At 72.9% G+C, this 14,600-nt stretch carries 14 protein-coding genes; 11 read left to right on the forward strand and 3 right to left on the reverse strand.

Features of this window, described 5'->3' with window-relative positions:
• The first annotated feature begins 3 nt into the window (after positions 1-3).
• From urtC to BKE41_RS08385, 5 genes are all read left to right on the forward strand, one after another.
• Entirely contained in the window at positions 4-1,158 is a 1,155-nt protein-coding gene (urtC, locus tag BKE41_RS08365; RefSeq protein ID WP_012318429.1) for an urea ABC transporter permease subunit UrtC, read from the forward strand.
• Positions 1,155-1,952 (forward strand): urea ABC transporter ATP-binding protein UrtD, encoded by a 798-nt coding sequence (gene urtD, locus BKE41_RS08370; protein WP_070999062.1) that lies wholly within the window; start codon positions 1,155-1,157, stop codon positions 1,950-1,952. Before urtC ends, urtD begins: the two co-directional genes overlap by 4 nt.
• Before the next feature lie 2 nt (positions 1,953-1,954).
• A complete protein-coding gene (gene urtE, locus BKE41_RS08375) occupies positions 1,955-2,650 on the forward strand; it encodes an urea ABC transporter ATP-binding subunit UrtE (RefSeq protein ID WP_012318431.1) in 696 nt (231 codons plus the stop codon).
• 292 nt (positions 2,651-2,942) lie between these two features.
• Positions 2,943-3,149, forward strand: coding sequence for a hypothetical protein (locus tag BKE41_RS08380; protein ID WP_024830534.1), 207 nt, complete (start codon positions 2,943-2,945; stop codon positions 3,147-3,149).
• 97 nt (positions 3,150-3,246) lie between these two features.
• A complete protein-coding gene (locus tag BKE41_RS08385; RefSeq protein WP_070999064.1) occupies positions 3,247-3,519 on the forward strand; it encodes a hypothetical protein in 273 nt (90 codons plus the stop codon).
• A gap of 17 nt (positions 3,520-3,536) precedes the next feature.
• Here BKE41_RS08385 and BKE41_RS08390 read toward each other — a convergent pair whose 3' ends face one another.
• The 3 genes from BKE41_RS08390 to BKE41_RS08400 all read right to left on the reverse strand — a co-directional run bounded on the left by BKE41_RS08390 (position 3,537) and on the right by BKE41_RS08400 (position 7,188).
• Positions 3,537-5,183 (reverse strand): hybrid sensor histidine kinase/response regulator, encoded by a 1,647-nt coding sequence (locus BKE41_RS08390; protein ID WP_053621581.1) that lies wholly within the window; start codon positions 5,181-5,183, stop codon positions 3,537-3,539.
• A gap of 436 nt (positions 5,184-5,619) precedes the next feature.
• Positions 5,620-6,477 carry a hypothetical protein gene (locus BKE41_RS08395; RefSeq protein WP_070999066.1) on the reverse strand — a complete coding sequence of 286 codons (858 nt, stop codon included), beginning with the start codon at positions 6,475-6,477 and terminating at the stop codon, positions 5,620-5,622.
• 78 nt (positions 6,478-6,555) lie between these two features.
• Entirely contained in the window at positions 6,556-7,188 is a 633-nt protein-coding gene (locus tag BKE41_RS08400; protein WP_012318436.1) for a response regulator transcription factor, read from the reverse strand.
• Positions 7,189-7,461: 273 nt separating this feature from the next.
• Here BKE41_RS08400 and BKE41_RS08405 point away from each other — a divergent pair, with 273 nt between their 5' ends.
• The 6 genes from BKE41_RS08405 (at position 7,462) to BKE41_RS30795 (ending at position 14,595) form a co-directional block, all read left to right on the forward strand.
• Positions 7,462-8,055, forward strand: a complete 594-nt coding sequence (locus BKE41_RS08405) for a hypothetical protein (protein WP_070999067.1) — start codon at positions 7,462-7,464, stop codon at positions 8,053-8,055.
• 3 nt (positions 8,056-8,058) lie between these two features.
• Entirely contained in the window at positions 8,059-9,159 is a 1,101-nt protein-coding gene (locus BKE41_RS08410) for an AAA family ATPase (protein WP_070999071.1), read from the forward strand.
• An 85-nt stretch (positions 9,160-9,244) separates the two neighbouring features.
• Complete coding sequence (locus BKE41_RS08415) at positions 9,245-11,206, forward strand: AAA family ATPase (RefSeq protein WP_070999073.1); 1,962 nt, start codon at positions 9,245-9,247, stop codon at positions 11,204-11,206.
• A gap of 4 nt (positions 11,207-11,210) precedes the next feature.
• Entirely contained in the window at positions 11,211-11,813 is a 603-nt protein-coding gene (locus tag BKE41_RS08420) for a hypothetical protein (RefSeq protein WP_159392738.1), read from the forward strand.
• Positions 11,810-13,171, forward strand: coding sequence for a hypothetical protein (locus BKE41_RS08425; protein ID WP_012318441.1), 1,362 nt, complete (start codon positions 11,810-11,812; stop codon positions 13,169-13,171). Before BKE41_RS08420 ends, BKE41_RS08425 begins: the two co-directional genes overlap by 4 nt.
• Entirely contained in the window at positions 13,168-14,595 is a 1,428-nt protein-coding gene (locus BKE41_RS30795; RefSeq protein WP_070999076.1) for a peptidoglycan-binding protein, read from the forward strand. The genes BKE41_RS08425 and BKE41_RS30795 overlap by 4 nt, the downstream gene beginning before the upstream one ends.
• Positions 14,596-14,600 lie beyond the last annotated feature (5 nt).

Here is a 14,600-nt window from a genome sequence, read left to right on the forward strand (position 1 = left end):
CCCATGCCGTCCCGCACCCCCCTCATCGACCGGAAGGGCTGGATCTTCCTCGCCGTCCTGGCCGCCTTCTGCCTCGCCGTGCCGGTGCTGAACCTCGCGGTGCCGGAGGGCTCCGGCCTGCACCTGCCGACCTACCTCGTGGCGCTGTTCGGCAAGTACCTCGCCTACGCGCTGCTCGCGGTCAGCCTCGACCTCGTCTGGGGCTATTGCGGCATCCTCTCGCTCGGCCACGGGGCGTTCTTCGCGCTCGGCGGCTACGCGATGGGCATGTACCTGATGCGCCAGATCGGCGCCCGGGGCGTCTACGGCAACCCGGTCCTGCCCGACTTCATGGTGTTCCTGAACTACAAGGCGCTGCCCTGGTACTGGTACGGCTTCGACCACTTCGCCTTCGCGGCGCTGATGGTCCTGCTGGTGCCGGGCCTGCTCGCCTTCCTGTTCGGCTGGCTCGCCTTCCGGTCGCGGGTCACGGGCGTCTACCTGTCGATCATCACGCAGGCGCTGACCTACGCGCTGATGCTCGCCTTCTTCCGCAACGACATGGGCCTCGGCGGCAACAACGGGCTGACCGACTTCAAGGATTTTCTGGGACTCCCGGTTCAGTCCCAGACTTTTCGCGTCGGCATCTTCGTCGCCACCGGGATCGCGCTGGCGCTGGGCTACCTGATCGCCCGGGTCATGACGGTCTCGGCGTACGGAAAGATCCTGATCGCCGTGCGCGATGCCGAGAGCCGCACCCGCTTCCTCGGCTACCGGCCGGAGCACTTCAAGACGCTGGCCTTCACGGTCTCGGCCATGATGGCCGGCGTCGCCGGCGCCCTCTACGTGCCGCAGGTCGGCATCATCAACCCGGGGGAGTTCGCGCCCACCAACTCCATCGAGACGGTGATCTGGGTGGCGGTGGGCGGCCGCGGCACGCTGGTCGGCGCGGCGCTCGGCGCCGTGCTGGTCAACTACGCCAAGACCGTGCTCACCGGGGCGATGCCCGACGCGTGGCTGTTCGCGCTGGGCGCCCTGTTCGTGGTCGTGACGCTGTTCCTGCCGCGCGGCCTCGTCGGCACCGCGATCGAGCGCCTCGGCTCCCGGCGTGCGGCCGCCAAGCTGCCGCCGGAGCCCGACATCGCCCCGGACCGCGTCGAACAAGGGCAGGGCGCATGAGCACCGACCTCCTCGAACGCCCGGACACCCGCGGCCCCGCCAACCGGAAGCGAGAGACGGACGCGCTCCTCTACCTCGACGACCTGCGGGTGACCTTCGACGGCTACAAGGCCCTGCGCGGCCTGTCGCTGACGCTGGCCCGCGGCGAGCTGCGGGCGATCATCGGCCCGAACGGCGCCGGCAAGACCACCATGATGGACTGCATCACCGGCAAGACCCGGCCGGACAGCGGCATCGCCCTGTTCGACGGCAGCCACGACCTGCTCAGGAGCGACGAGCCGGCGATCGCCGACCTCGGCATCGGCCGCAAGTTCCAGAAGCCCACGGTGTTCGAGAGCCACACGGTCGCCGACAACATCCTGCTCGCCCTCAAAGGGCCGCGCGCGGCCTTCGCGTCCCTGTTCGGCTGGCGCAACCGGGTGGCGCGGGAGCGGATCGACGCCCTTCTGGAGACCGTCGGCCTGCTCGCCCACCGGGGCCGGCCGGCGGCCGATCTCAGCCACGGCCAGAAGCAGTGGCTGGAGATCGGCATGCTGCTCGCGCAGGACCCGAAGCTGCTGCTGGTCGACGAGCCCGTGGCCGGCATGACCGACGCCGAGACCGCCGAGACCGCCCGCCTGCTCCGGCGCATCGCCGGCGAGCACGCCGTCCTCGTGGTCGAGCACGACATGCACTTCGTCCGCGATCTGGGGTGCCGGGTCACCTGCCTGCACGAGGGCGCCGTGCTGACCGAGGGCTCGATCGACGCGGTCTCGGCCGACCCGCGGGTCGTCGAGGTGTATCTGGGGCGATGACCATGCTCTCCGTCGACGGCATCGACCTCTACTACGGCGCCGCGCAGGCGCTCCGCGGCGTCTCCCTCACGGCCGAGGCCGGGCAGGTCACGACGGTGCTCGGCCGCAACGGCGTCGGCAAGACCTCGCTGATGCGGGCGATCGTCGGCCAGCAGCCGGTGCGCTCCGGCGCGATCCGCCTCGCCGGCCGCCCGATCCAGGATCTCGCCCCCTACGACCGGGCCCGGGCCGGGATCGCCTTCGTGCCCCAGGGCCGCGAGATCTTCCCGCTGCTGACCGTGAAGGAGAACCTCGAGACCGGCTTCGCGCCGCTGAAGCGCCGCGACCGCCACGTCCCCGGGGAGATCTACGACCTGTTCCCGGTGCTCAAGGACATGCTGCACCGGCGCGGCGGCGACCTCTCGGGCGGGCAGCAGCAGCAGCTCGCCATCGCCCGGGCGCTGGTGACCCGGCCGCAGCTCCTCGTGCTCGACGAGCCCACCGAGGGCATCCAGCCCTCGATCATCAAGGATATCGGCCGGGCGATCACCTACCTGCGCGGCAAGGGCGAGATGGCGATCGTGCTGGTGGAGCAGTATTTCGAGTGGGCCCGCGACCTCTGCGATTCCTACGCGGTGATGGATCGCGGGCAGGTGGTGCTGGCCGGCCCCCGGGCCGGGATGGTCGAGGCCGACGTCCTCCGGTGGATGTCCGTCTAGGGCGCGCCGCGCCCCCGCCCCCGCCGCCGGCGCGCCTGGGAATACAGCCCTTCGAGCCGAATATCGGGGCGTATATTCAACAATCGCGGCGTGGCCAGGGGCGACATCGACCGCCAAAACTGTGCATATGGCCTCGATCGGCCAATGTTAAAACACAATTCAGGTCCGCCATGGGGCTCAACCACGGAGGCGCCCATGACGATCCTGGATCCGATCACCGGCGAGCTGGTCACCATCGCCGTACCGCGGCCGCGGCCGCAGGCCGGCCCGCGCTGACGGGCGACGCGCTGTCATGACGAACGCGACCGATCGAAGGGCCGGGCGCCGCGGCGTCCGCGGCGGCCGTGCCCAGATCCGGACGGTGCCGCCGGGCCTGCTGCTGGCCGGCGGCGTGGGGGCGAACGCTCCGCTGGCGGCCGTCGACCTGATCGCCCAGGCCCGCGCGGCCCGGCGGGAGGCCGAAGCCCGCGACGGCGCGGACCGCGCGGAGCAGGGCTGACGCGGCGACCCGAGGCCGCCGAGCCGGCCGCCCCTTGAGATCACCCGCGCGGCATGCTCGGAAGGCCGGCAGTCTCGCGGCAGCCGACGGGTGAGTCATGAAGATCGGCGTCCTGATCCTGGTCGGCGCCTGCGGCGTCCTCGTCGGGATCGTCATCGGTTACGTCGCGGGGACGCGGCTCAGCCAGGCCTTCGCGCAGGCGCCGGTGACGGACCGCTCCGCCGCCGCGCAGGCGCTCCGGATGGTGGACCGCGTCGCGACCGAGCACGGCCTCGCGCGGGACGCCCTGCTCAAGGCGATGCTCGACCAGCAGAGCGGCGGAGCGGGGACCGCGCGTCCCGGCACGGATCCGGCCGAACCGGCCCGGTGAGGCGTCGGCCGCGCGTCTCAGGCGGCCGGCGCGGGCCGAGGGCGCAGCCGGAGGCTCGCGGCGGTGAGCACGGAGCGCAGCTCGGCGGGCCGGACCGGCTTCGAGAGGATCGGGATGTCCGGAGCCCCCAGATCCTCGCGCACGCGCGCCTCGTCGTGGCCGCTCATCACCACCGCCGGGAGCGCGCGGCCGGCGAGCCGCCGGACCGCCGCGATGCAGTCCGTCCCGGTGACGCCGTTCCCGAGCTCGAAATCGGTGACGAGGAGGTCGATCTCGGGAACGGCGTCGGGGATCCCGGTCTCGGGCTGAACGCGGCAGCCCCACGTCTCCAGCAGGCTGGCCGTGGCCCGCAGCACCGCCCCGTCATCCTCCACCAGCAGCACGCGCAGGCCGCCGATCGTCGCCGGCGGGTCGAGCCCGGCGGGGAGGGCCGCGGGCTCCGGAGCCCGGGCGAGGGGCAGGTTGCCGATCGTCACGCAGGTCCCGCGACCCGGCACCGACCGCAGCGTCACCGCGAGGTCCAGGAGCTCGCCGAGCCGCCGGACGATCGGCAGGCCGAGGCCCACGCCCTCGACATCCCGGTCGCCGCGGCGGCGGACCTGGTAGAACTCGTCGAAGACCCGCTCCTGATGCGCGACCGGGATTCCGGGGCCGCGATCGTAGACCTGGACGGCGAGCCGGTCGCCCCGCCGGCGGCAGGCGATCAGGATCGGCCGACCGGGGGCGTACTTGATCGCGTTGTTGACGATGTTCTGGAGCATCGTCGTGAGCAGTGCCCGGTCGGTGCGCACCACGACCGCGCAGGCGCGGCTGCGCAGAGCCGTCCCGGCGATCTGGGCGGCCTCCGAGTTCTGGCGCCGCACATCCTCGATGACGTCGTCGATCGCGACGGGCTCGGGCCGGGGCTCCACCCGGCCGCTGTCGAGGGTCGAGATGTCCAGGAGCGACTTGAACAGGCGCGAGACGCTCTGCAGCGACCGGTCGATGTTCTCGACCATCTGCAGCTCCTCCGGCCCCAGCCTGGCGCCGCGCAGGCAGGCGGTGAACAGGCTGATGGCGTGGATCGGCTGGCGCAGATCGTGGCTCGCCTGTGCCAGGAAGCGCGATTTGGACAGGCTCGCCTCCTGCTCGCGCTCGTAGGCGCCGCGCAGGCGCTCCAGCAGGCTGTAGATGTAGGTCGGCACGAGGACGGTGATGGCCGTCAGCGTCAGGACGAGGAACGGGTTCGCGCGCCAGTACGCGTTGCAGTACGTGGTGATCGCGATCGAGACCAGGGCCGCGGCCGTGGACGCCTTCAGGGCGGTCACCCCGTAGCGCAGGCCGTTGCCGACGATCAGCCGGATCACGATGGCGTAGAGCGGCAGGAACGGCGCGCCGCCCACCGCCATCGTGTAGGTCATCCCGCCGAGGTCGAGGACGAAGGTGACGACGCGGCGCGGCGTGTTGCTGCCGGGATTCCGGGTGATCCAGCCGTACAGCGCCACGGCGAAGGCCCAGTGGCACGTCACGAGGTAGGCGACGAACCGGGCCTCCGGCGGGGCGATCCCGCCGTAGATCTGGGGCAGGAGGTACAGGCAGGCGAGGCCGATGACGACGGCCCGGATGAGCGCCTGCGCCTTCTCGTTGTCGTACGCCTCGTCCCGCCGGCGCCGCGACCCGAACATCGGCGGCTCAGGCCCGGCCGGCGGCGCGCCGCCCGGCGGTGCCGCCGATCGCCCGCCTCGCCGGGACGGTCCCCGCGGCGTCCGCCCCGGATCCCGCCCCGGATCCCGCCGTGCCGCTCCCGGTCTCCTGCTGTCGCTTCATCGTGCAGTTGCCCTGCCGCGTCGCCGCCCGGGATCCGGGCGACGGCGCGCCGCCGTCGCCGGCCGTGGACAGATCTCACAAGTCTACCTGACGGTAATCGATACTACCAGACACGACGAGAGCGCGCGATACGGCGGCGATGACGAGTCTTCCGTGCGTGCGACCCTTATTCAGTCTTCGCCACAATCCTCGCTGTGCTGCCACGGGACACGCAAGAGGAAAATATGCGGCCCGATATTTTTTACTGCACCGCAGGACTGATCTCGTCGACCGGCCGTGCGCGCGCGGGCGCCGTCAGCGGTAGGCACCGGCAGCTGGATCGAAGCGATGGACCCGGGCATCCCGGTCCGTGGCCGGTCGGAGCGTCCCGTCCGCGCCCAGCACGGTGCCGCTCAGCGTGACCCGGACCGGGGGCCACGCGGCGGGATCGCGCGGATCCTCCGGCAGGATCTCCAGCCGCCCCGTGCTCGACCCGAGCCGGCAGGGATCCTCCGCGCAGCCGGCCGTCTCGTCGGCGCCCGCCGCGACCTCGCCGGCCAGGGCCCAGCGCGCCGGCGCGTCGCGGAACTGCAGAAGGAGGAACGAGAAGCCCTGCGATCCGGCCGTCCCGTAGACGGTGAGGCGCAGGCCCATCAGGAGGCGGCCCCGGCTCAGCGGCCTGAACACCGCGCCGAGCCGCTCGTCGACCTCCGGGGCGCCGCCGTTGCGGTTCCCGGTCCCGATCCGGCCGGACAGGACCTGCACGCCTTCGAGGCGCCAGCGCATGTCCTTGAGGACGTAGGTGGCGGCCGCGACGCTCCGCCGGTCCGGTGCGGCGGCATCCTCGCCCGGGGCCGGCATCGTGACGAAGCCGGTGAACCAGCTCCCGGTCTCGGTGGAGAACATCGCGGCGGTCCAGAATTCCGCCGTGCGGCCGTCCCTCATCCGGCAGGTCCCGGCCTCCCTGTCGGCGGGCCGCCCGCAGATCGCCGCCAGCACCGCTCCGCGCGGCAGCATGGCGAGGTCGGGATCGGCCGCGGCGGGCACGGCAGCCAGCCCGGCCGCCAGCCCGGCAGCGAGGCCGGCAGCGAGGCCGGGCAGCACCGCCAGGGCCGGACCCGTCAGAAACCGCCCGCGGGCCGCGCGCCCGTGTCCCCGTCCCGCCCGTCGCATGCGCCGGGCTCTGCCACGGAGCCCGGCACCGGGCCATTCGGACAGGTGTACGATCGGCCCCGCCGCACGGTGTCCCCCTCAATCCCCGACGCCGGCCGTGGCGGCCTTCGCGGCCGCCGCGGACCGGGAGGTGACGTCGAGGGCGCGCAGGAGCGCCGAGACGTGGATGCGGACGGTGAAGGGGGAGATCTCCAGCTCCCGGGCGATCTCCTTGTTGGTGCGCCCCAGGGCGACGAGGCGCAGCACGTCGCGCTGGCGCTGCGTCAGGGGCGGGAGCGGGCCGCGGGGCGCAGCGAGACCCGAGACTGGGCTGCGCCGGATCACGAACGCGCCGTCGCGGATCGCCGCGATCGCCTGAGCGATCTCCGCCGCGGGCAGCGCCTTGCCGATGAAGCCGTCGGCGCCCTCGGCCATGACGGTCCGGATCAGGCCCTCGTCCTCGATCATCGACACGACGATGATCGAGGCCCGCTCGAACTCGACGCGCAGCGCGCGAATGGAGTGGTGGGGATCGAGGCCGGGGAACAGGAGGTCCAGGAAGAACGCCCGCGGGGGCGCCCCGGCACGGGCCATCGCCAGGACCTGCTCCATCGTGGCGGCCTCCCGGACCAGGGCCTGCGGGTAGAGCCGTTCCGCGACGCGCCGCATGCCCTCGCGGAACAGCGGGTGATCGTCGGCGACGATGAGGGTCTCTGGCGCGGAGCCGTTCATGCCACTCCCGATCGCAGCACCGGAATCTTTTCCATGACGTCGCGGCGCTGAGCCATGCCGAGAGAAATCCAGGCCGTGTCAAGCCTGCGACGATAGGTCATATACACTAGTAGACCGGTTTTTTCCGCCTGCCTAGAAGTCGACCCGTCATGGTGACAGGCAACGGCCCGCGAATTTTTTCGAATCTTTCCAAAGATAGCCAGGCTGCTTGCCATGTCGTGCGCGCCGACGCGACGCACGAATTACGTCGCTCCATGGTCGGGGGCCCGCTGGATGTCGGAAGTCGAACATCAGAATGCTGAGCGGCAGGCTCAGGATAGGCTTTCCGAGCCCCGCGCGGCCCCGAGCGCCGCGGCCTCCGCCAAGCCGGGCCTGTCGCCGAGCCTCATCGCGATCGTGGGCGGCCTGGTGGCGGCGGGCGCCGTCGCGGGCGTGCTGCTCTCGGGCAGCGGGGAGACGGCCGGGACGGCCGCGCGCCCGGCCCTGACGCTGGTCAAGGCGGCCGAGATCGACAAGGCCGCCGAGACCCTGCCCTCCGACGAGAAGGACAAGATCGTCGCGGAGGCCAAGGCCTGCCGGGCCCCCCTGGGCCAGATGCGCCTGTCGAAGATGACGGCCGATGCCGGCGGCGTGGTGCGCATCCGGGCCGGGAACTACCTGTCCCCGGCCTTCAACGTCGCCGACGGGCCGATCAACATCGCGGTCCCGTTCCCGGCCCCCTACGAGACCGGCAAGGGCGAGATCACCGTCGAGGGCGCCGCCAAGGACGTCTTCGTCGAGCTGACGCCGGGCCTGAAGGTCGACACGACCGGCGGCGTCCAGCGGATCCCCGTGATCTGGAATACCAGCAAGCCCTGCGGAGGCTGACGGATGTCGAAATCCGCCATCCTCCCCTTCGTCGTCTCCGGGCTGGTGGTCGCGGTCCTCACCCCGCTCCTGCTGAGCACCGATTACGGCCCGGTCGCCTGGTGGAACGCCGCCGGGCCGGAGCTGCGCTGGAAGGCGGCGATCGGCATCGCCGTCGCCCTGCTGGCGGCCCTGGGCCTCGCCGCGACCGCGACGGCCGCGCGGAAGGCGGAGGCCGGCCTCGGGCAGCCGGCCGGCGGCCTGCTGGCCCTGCCGCGCCTGATCGTGGCGCCGCGCCGGGTCGTGGAGGCCCGGTCCCCGGAGGCCGTGATCGCGAATCTCGAGGCCATGGTCGGGCTCGCGCCGGTCAAGCGCGAGGTCAACGCCCTGATCGCGCGGCTGGAGCTGGAGCAGCGGCGGCGCGCCGAGGGCCTGCCGGTGGCGGCGATCAGCCAGCACATGGTGTTCACCGGGCCGCCCGGCGTCGGCAAGACCGAGGTGGCGCGGGCGATCGGTGAGATCTACCGGTCCCTCGAGGTGCTGCGCCGCGGGCATCTCGTGGAGGTCGACCGCGCGGCCCTGGTGGCGGGCTATGTCGGCCAGACCGCGGCCAGGACCCTCGAGAAGTGCCACGAGGCCCTCGACGGCATCCTGTTCATCGACGAGGCCTACACCCTGGCCGCCGGCGGCGGGGGCGGCGGCGACTTCGGCAAGGAGGCGATCGACACCCTCCTCAAGTTCATGGAGGACAACCGCGACCGGATCATCGTGATCGTCGCCGGCTACACCAACGACATGCGCCGGTTCATCGACACGAACCCCGGCCTCGCCGGCCGCTTCACCAAGACAGTCGCGTTCCCGCCCTACAGCCCGAAGGATCTCTGCGAGATCCTGAGGCGCATGGCGGCCCGGCAGCAATTCGCGCTCCCCGAGGGGTTCGAGGCGGCGCTGACCCCCTGGCTCGCGCAGCGGTCCCGCGCCGACGACTGGTCGAACGCCCGCGAGATGCGGACCCTCCTGGAGAAGGCCCGCGAGGCCCAGGCCGCCCGGGTCGCCCTGCAGGGCGGCGACCTGCGCCGCCTGGAGATCGTCGACCTGCTCCGCGCCACCGGCGAGGACGCCTGAGGGCGGCCCGAGGGGCCACGCGCGCCCAGCACCCAGGCCATCACCAGGGCCATCACCAGGGCCAGCACCAAGGTTCGCCACGTCCATGGAACGCCTCGACAAGCATCCGGTCGCGCTCTTCGCGGTCATCGTGCTGGGTGCCACCGGCCTGCTGGTCGCCCTGCGGCCGGACGTGCTCGGGTCGCTCGCGGCGACGCCGGCGGCGCTGCTGCGCAACGGCCTGATCCTCGGCGGCCTCGTCGTCGGCCTGCTCGCAGCGAGCTACATCCCGGCGCGGATCGAGGCGACGCGGCGCGCCCTGGACCGGGCCCGGGCGAGCCGCAGGATCCGCCCGATCCGCTTCGTCGACGACGGCGCGGCCGCGGAGAAGAAGGACCTCCTGGCCACCGCGCTCGCGACCCTCGACGGCATGGTCGGGCTCGACCCCGTGAAGCTGGAGGTGAAGGGCGTCATCGCCCGGATGCAGGTGGAGCAGCAGCGCCGCGCCCAGAACCTGCCGGTGGCGGCCATGAGCCAGCACATGGTGTTCACCGGCCCGCCCGGCGTCGGCAAGACCGAGGTGGCGCGGGTGCTCGGCAGCGTCTTCAAGGCGCTCAAGGTGCTGCGCAAGGGCCACCTCGTGGAGGTCGACCGGGCCGGGCTGGTGGCGGGCTACGCCGGCCAGACCGCGATCAAGACCCTGGAGCGCTGCAGGGAGGCCCTCGACGGCATCCTGTTCATCGACGAGGCCTACGCGCTGGCGCCCGGCGGCGGGGGCGGCGGCGAGTTCGGCAAGGAGGCGATCGACACCCTCCTCAAGTTCATGGAGGACAACCGCGACCGGATCATCGTGATCGTCGCCGGTTACACCAACGACATGCGCCGGTTCATCGACGCGAATCCCGGCCTCGCCAGCCGCTTCACCAAGACCGTCGAGTTCCCGCCCTACAGCCCGCCGGAGCTCGCCGAGATCCTGAAGCGCATGGCCGCGGGCCAGGGCTTCGTCATGCCGGAGGGGTTCGAGAAGGACCTCGCCGCCTATGTCGGGGCCCGGTCGAAGGCCGAAGACTGGGCCAACGCCCGCGAGATGCGCACCGTCCTGGAGAAGGCCCGCCAGGCGCAGGCGCTGCGCCTCGCCGCCAGCCCCGGCGGCGACATCAACCGGCTCGAACCCGCCGACATCGCCGCGGCCCTGGGCCGCCAGGCCGGCGGCGCGGTCGACATGGACGCGGCCCGGAAGGTCATGGCCCGCCTCGACGCGATGATCGGGCTCGCGCCGGTCAAGGAGCAGGTGAAGACCGTGGCGGCGCGGGTGCTGGTCGATGCCCGGCGCCGCGCCGAGGGCATCGAGGTCGGCGCGGTGAGCCAGCACATGGTGTTCACCGGGCCCCCCGGCGTCGGCAAGACCGAGGTGGCGCGCATCATGGGCGACATCTTCCGGACGCTCGGCGTCCTGCGGAAGGGGCACGTGGTCGAGGTCGACCGGGCCGGGCTGGTGGCGGGCTATGTCGGCCAGACCGCGGCCAAGACCCTCGAGAAGTGCCGCGAGGCCCTCGACGGCATCCTGTTCATCGACGAGGCCTACACGCTGGCCGAGGGCGGCGGGGGCGGCAGCGACTTCGGCAAGGAGGCGATCGACACCCTCCTGAAGTTCATGGAGGACAACCGCGACCGGATCATCGTGATCGTCGCCGGCTACACCGGCGACATGGCCCGGTTCATCGACACGAATCCCGGCCTCGCCGGCCGGTTCACCAAGACCGTGGAATTCCCGGCCTACGACCCGTACGACCTCGTCGAGATCCTGCGCCTGATGGCGTCGCGGCAATCGTTCCGGCTGCCGCCGCGCTTCGAGACCCTGCTGATCCCGTGGGTCGAGCAGCGCGCGCAGCGGCACGACTGGGCGAACGCCCGCGAGATGCGCACGCTCCTGGAGCGCCTGCGCGAGGCCCAGGCGATGCGCCTCGCCAGCGATCCCCTGGGCGATTACGGCCAGTTCGAGCTCGTGGATGTCGAGCGGGCGCTCCGGCCCGCCGGGGACGCGGCGCGTCCGGCGGCGGGGGCGTAGCGGCATGGCGCGGCCCGACACGCCCCCGCCGCCCGGACCGGAGGGAAGCTCTCCCGAAGGCGACGGCGCGCGCCCCGCGGGGCCCGCGTCGCTGGCGGTGCTCCGCGGCCTCGCCGCGGAGGTCGTGCGCCGCACCACCGCGGTGGCGGCGCTCGTGGCCGCGGCCGATCGGGGCGAGAGCGCGGCGCTCGTGACCCTCGGCCACCTCTACAGCCCCTTCACCGCGGGATCCGGTGAACCCGCGCGCAATGCCCGGCTCGCCGCCGTGTATTTCGAGCGCGCGGGGGCCGCCGGCAACTGGATGGCCGCCGGGATGGCGGCCGAACTCCACGACCGCGGCCCGGGCAATCTGGAGCGGGACCCGGCCCGGGCCGCGGCGCTGGTGATGCGCCAGTTGGAGACGGACCCGGACAGCGGCTGCCTCGTCACGGATCCCGGGATCGGCGCGGTCTGGAGCCCGGATTTCTGGGCGGCACTTCAGACCGCGCTGGCCGCGCGCGGTCTCTACACGGGTCCGATCGAGCCGCGCAGCAACGACGCGACCCGCGCGGCGGTCCGGCACTTGGTGGACACCGCGGGGACGGCCCGGGAGCCGTCGCGGCCATGAGCGTCGCGCGCGGGGACTGGCTGCGCGCGCACGCGGCCCTCTGGTACGACGATCGCCGCTACCGGCTGGCCTGGCTCGCCCTGCCGCAGGCCGTGACCTGCGCGGTCGCGGGCCTGTGCATGGCGCTGGCCGCGCAGGGCGTCTGGGGGCAGCCGGCCACCGCCTCGAAGGCGCGGCTCGCCGAGCTGAGCGCCCTGCGCGACCGGGCCGGCAAGGACGGCGACCGCGCGGCGTTCGACGCGCTGACCGCCGCGGCCACCCGGGGCCAGATCGACGCCGCGACCAAGCTCGGGACGCTCTACGACCCGCTGACCGCCGCCTACTTCCCCAACAAGCCCGCGCCGAACGATTTCGCCCGGGCGACCGCCCTCTACGGACCGGGCGCCGCGATCGGCGACCTCCTGGCGGTCGCGCGCCTCGCGGACGTGCTGCTCGATCCGGCCAACCCGAACCGCGACCTCCGGCGCGGCTGCCGCCTCGCCCAGACCTGGATCGACGCCCCCGAGACCCTCGAGCGCACGATCACCGGCGAGGAGCGGCTGACCGTCAAGCTCGCCACCTGCTACGTCGAGCCCGAGAGCGGCCTGCCGCAGGACCCGGTGCGGGCCGGGGGGCTGGTGACCGCGGTGCTGTGGCGCCGGCACCGGCCGACGATGGACGCCTTCATCAACGATCTCGGTCGGCAGAACCCCGCCCTGGTGTCGGGCATCCAGCGGCATCTGGCCGAGCAGCGCCGCTACATCGGTCCGGTGGACGGGCGCCCCAATCCCGGGATCATCACGGCCCTTCAGGTGGAGGCGGGGATCACCGCCACGGTCGCGACCCCGCGGCCCGAGCCGCGGCGGATGGCGCCCAAGGGCCCGGACCCGGAGGTGATGGCCCTCCAGGCCGCCGCCCGGGACGGCGACCGGCGGAAGCTGGCCGAGCTGAAGAGCCGGGCCGATGCCGGGGACGCGGATGCGCTCACCGCCTACGCGCGCCTGTTCAACCCGGTGATGAACAAGGGCGACGTCTTCGCGCCGGACGCGCAGGTCGCCGTCGCCGCCTACGAGCGCGCCGCGGCCGCCGGCAACGGCATGGCGGCGGGCGAGGCCGCGGTGCTGTACGATTCCGGCTACGGCAACGTCGCCAAGGATCCCCGGAAGGCCGCCGCCCTCGCCCTGCGGGGCGTCGACCTCAAGGACGACCAGATCACCTTCTGGCTGCTGTTCCCGGAGGCGGGCAACTGGAGCGACGGGTTCTGGGGCGCGATCCAGGCCGCGCTGACCGCCCGCGGCTTCTACACGCTCCCGGTCGAGAACAAGCGCAATGCCGCGGTCATCACGGCCCTGCGCGCCTACATGAAAGCCAAGTCATGAGCGGCGTCACGATCGGGACCGACCGGATCCGGGCGCACGCGACGCTCTGGTACGCGGACGCGCGCTACCGCCTCGCCTGGCTGATCCTGCCCCAGGCCGCGGTCGCCCTCCTGGCCGGCCTCGCCCTGGCGCTGCTGAGGCCCGCGGGCGAGTGGGGCAAGCCCGCCGACAGCAAGGAGAACGAGAAGCTCTATCTCGACCTGCTCGACAAGGCCGGCAAGGACGGCGACCGGGCCGCCTTCGAGAAGCTGCGGACGGCCGCCGAGGCCGGCGACGTCAGCGCCCGGTCGTTCATGGGCGCCCTCTACAATCCCGAATGGGCCGCGGTCTACGCCAAGAACCCGGTGAAGCCCGACGCCGCCAAGGCGCTGACCTACTACCGGAAGCCCGCCGACCTCGGCTTCCCCGGGGCCCAGCGCGGCATGACCGAGCTCCTGCTCAACCCGGCCCGCGGCCAGCACGATCTCGAGCGGGGCTGCCGCTACGGGCTGGCCTTCCAGGCGAACCCGGTCGCGGCCCGGAACAACTACTTCGATTCCTGGTCGACGCTCTACTGGATCGCCGGCTGCTACACCGATGCCGGGAGCGGCGTCCCGCGGGATCCGCAGAAGGCCGCCGACCTCTACATGGACACGGTGGCGGCCAAGCTGCCGCTCGCCATCAACACGTTCACGGACGAGCTCGGCCGCCAGCCCCCCGACCTCGTGGCGGCGATCCAGCGCAACCTCGCCAAGCGCGGCTTCTACACGGGGCCGGCCGACGGGACGGCGACGCCGCAGACGCGCGCGGCCGTGCAGGCCCTGGCCGGCCGGGGTGCCGGCCCGCAGGGCAATCCGGGGGCGGGCAACCCCGGAGCCGGCAACCCCGGAGCCGGCAACCCCAGGGCCGCAAAGCCCGCCGGCGCGCCGCCTCCGGCGCCGCCCGCGGCGACGCCGAGCGTCGAGGACCTGATCGCGCTGTCGAAGGGCGCGGTCTCCAACGCCGCCGACGCGGCGAAGCTCCGGGGCCTGGCGGAGAGCGGCGTCCCGGTGGCCCAGTACCTCTACGCCGCGATGCACCTGTCCCCGGCCAACAAGGAGCAGCGGGTCACCGCGCCGGACGGTCCCCTGGCGGCCCGGTATCTCGAGCGCCTCGCGGTCGAGCGCTCCTTCGCCCCCGCGGCGACCTCGGCGGCCTTCCTGTACGATCTCGGCGGCGCCGGCCTGCAGCGGGACCCCGCGAAGGCGGCCGACCTGACGATCCGCGCCCTCGAGCTCAAGTCCACCGAGATCCTGCAGAATCTCGAGCAGGACCAGTGGGGCGCCGGCTTCTGGGCCGCCCTCCAGCAGCGCCTCGCCGACCGGAATCTCTACCAGGGCCGCGTCGTCGACCAGCGCAACGACCGGACCGTCCAGGCGGCGCGCCGCCTCCTCGGCAATCCATAGGAGAC

It is taken from the genome of Methylobacterium sp. C1, assembly GCF_001854385.1.
Taxonomy (GTDB): domain Bacteria; phylum Pseudomonadota; class Alphaproteobacteria; order Rhizobiales; family Beijerinckiaceae; genus Methylobacterium; species Methylobacterium radiotolerans.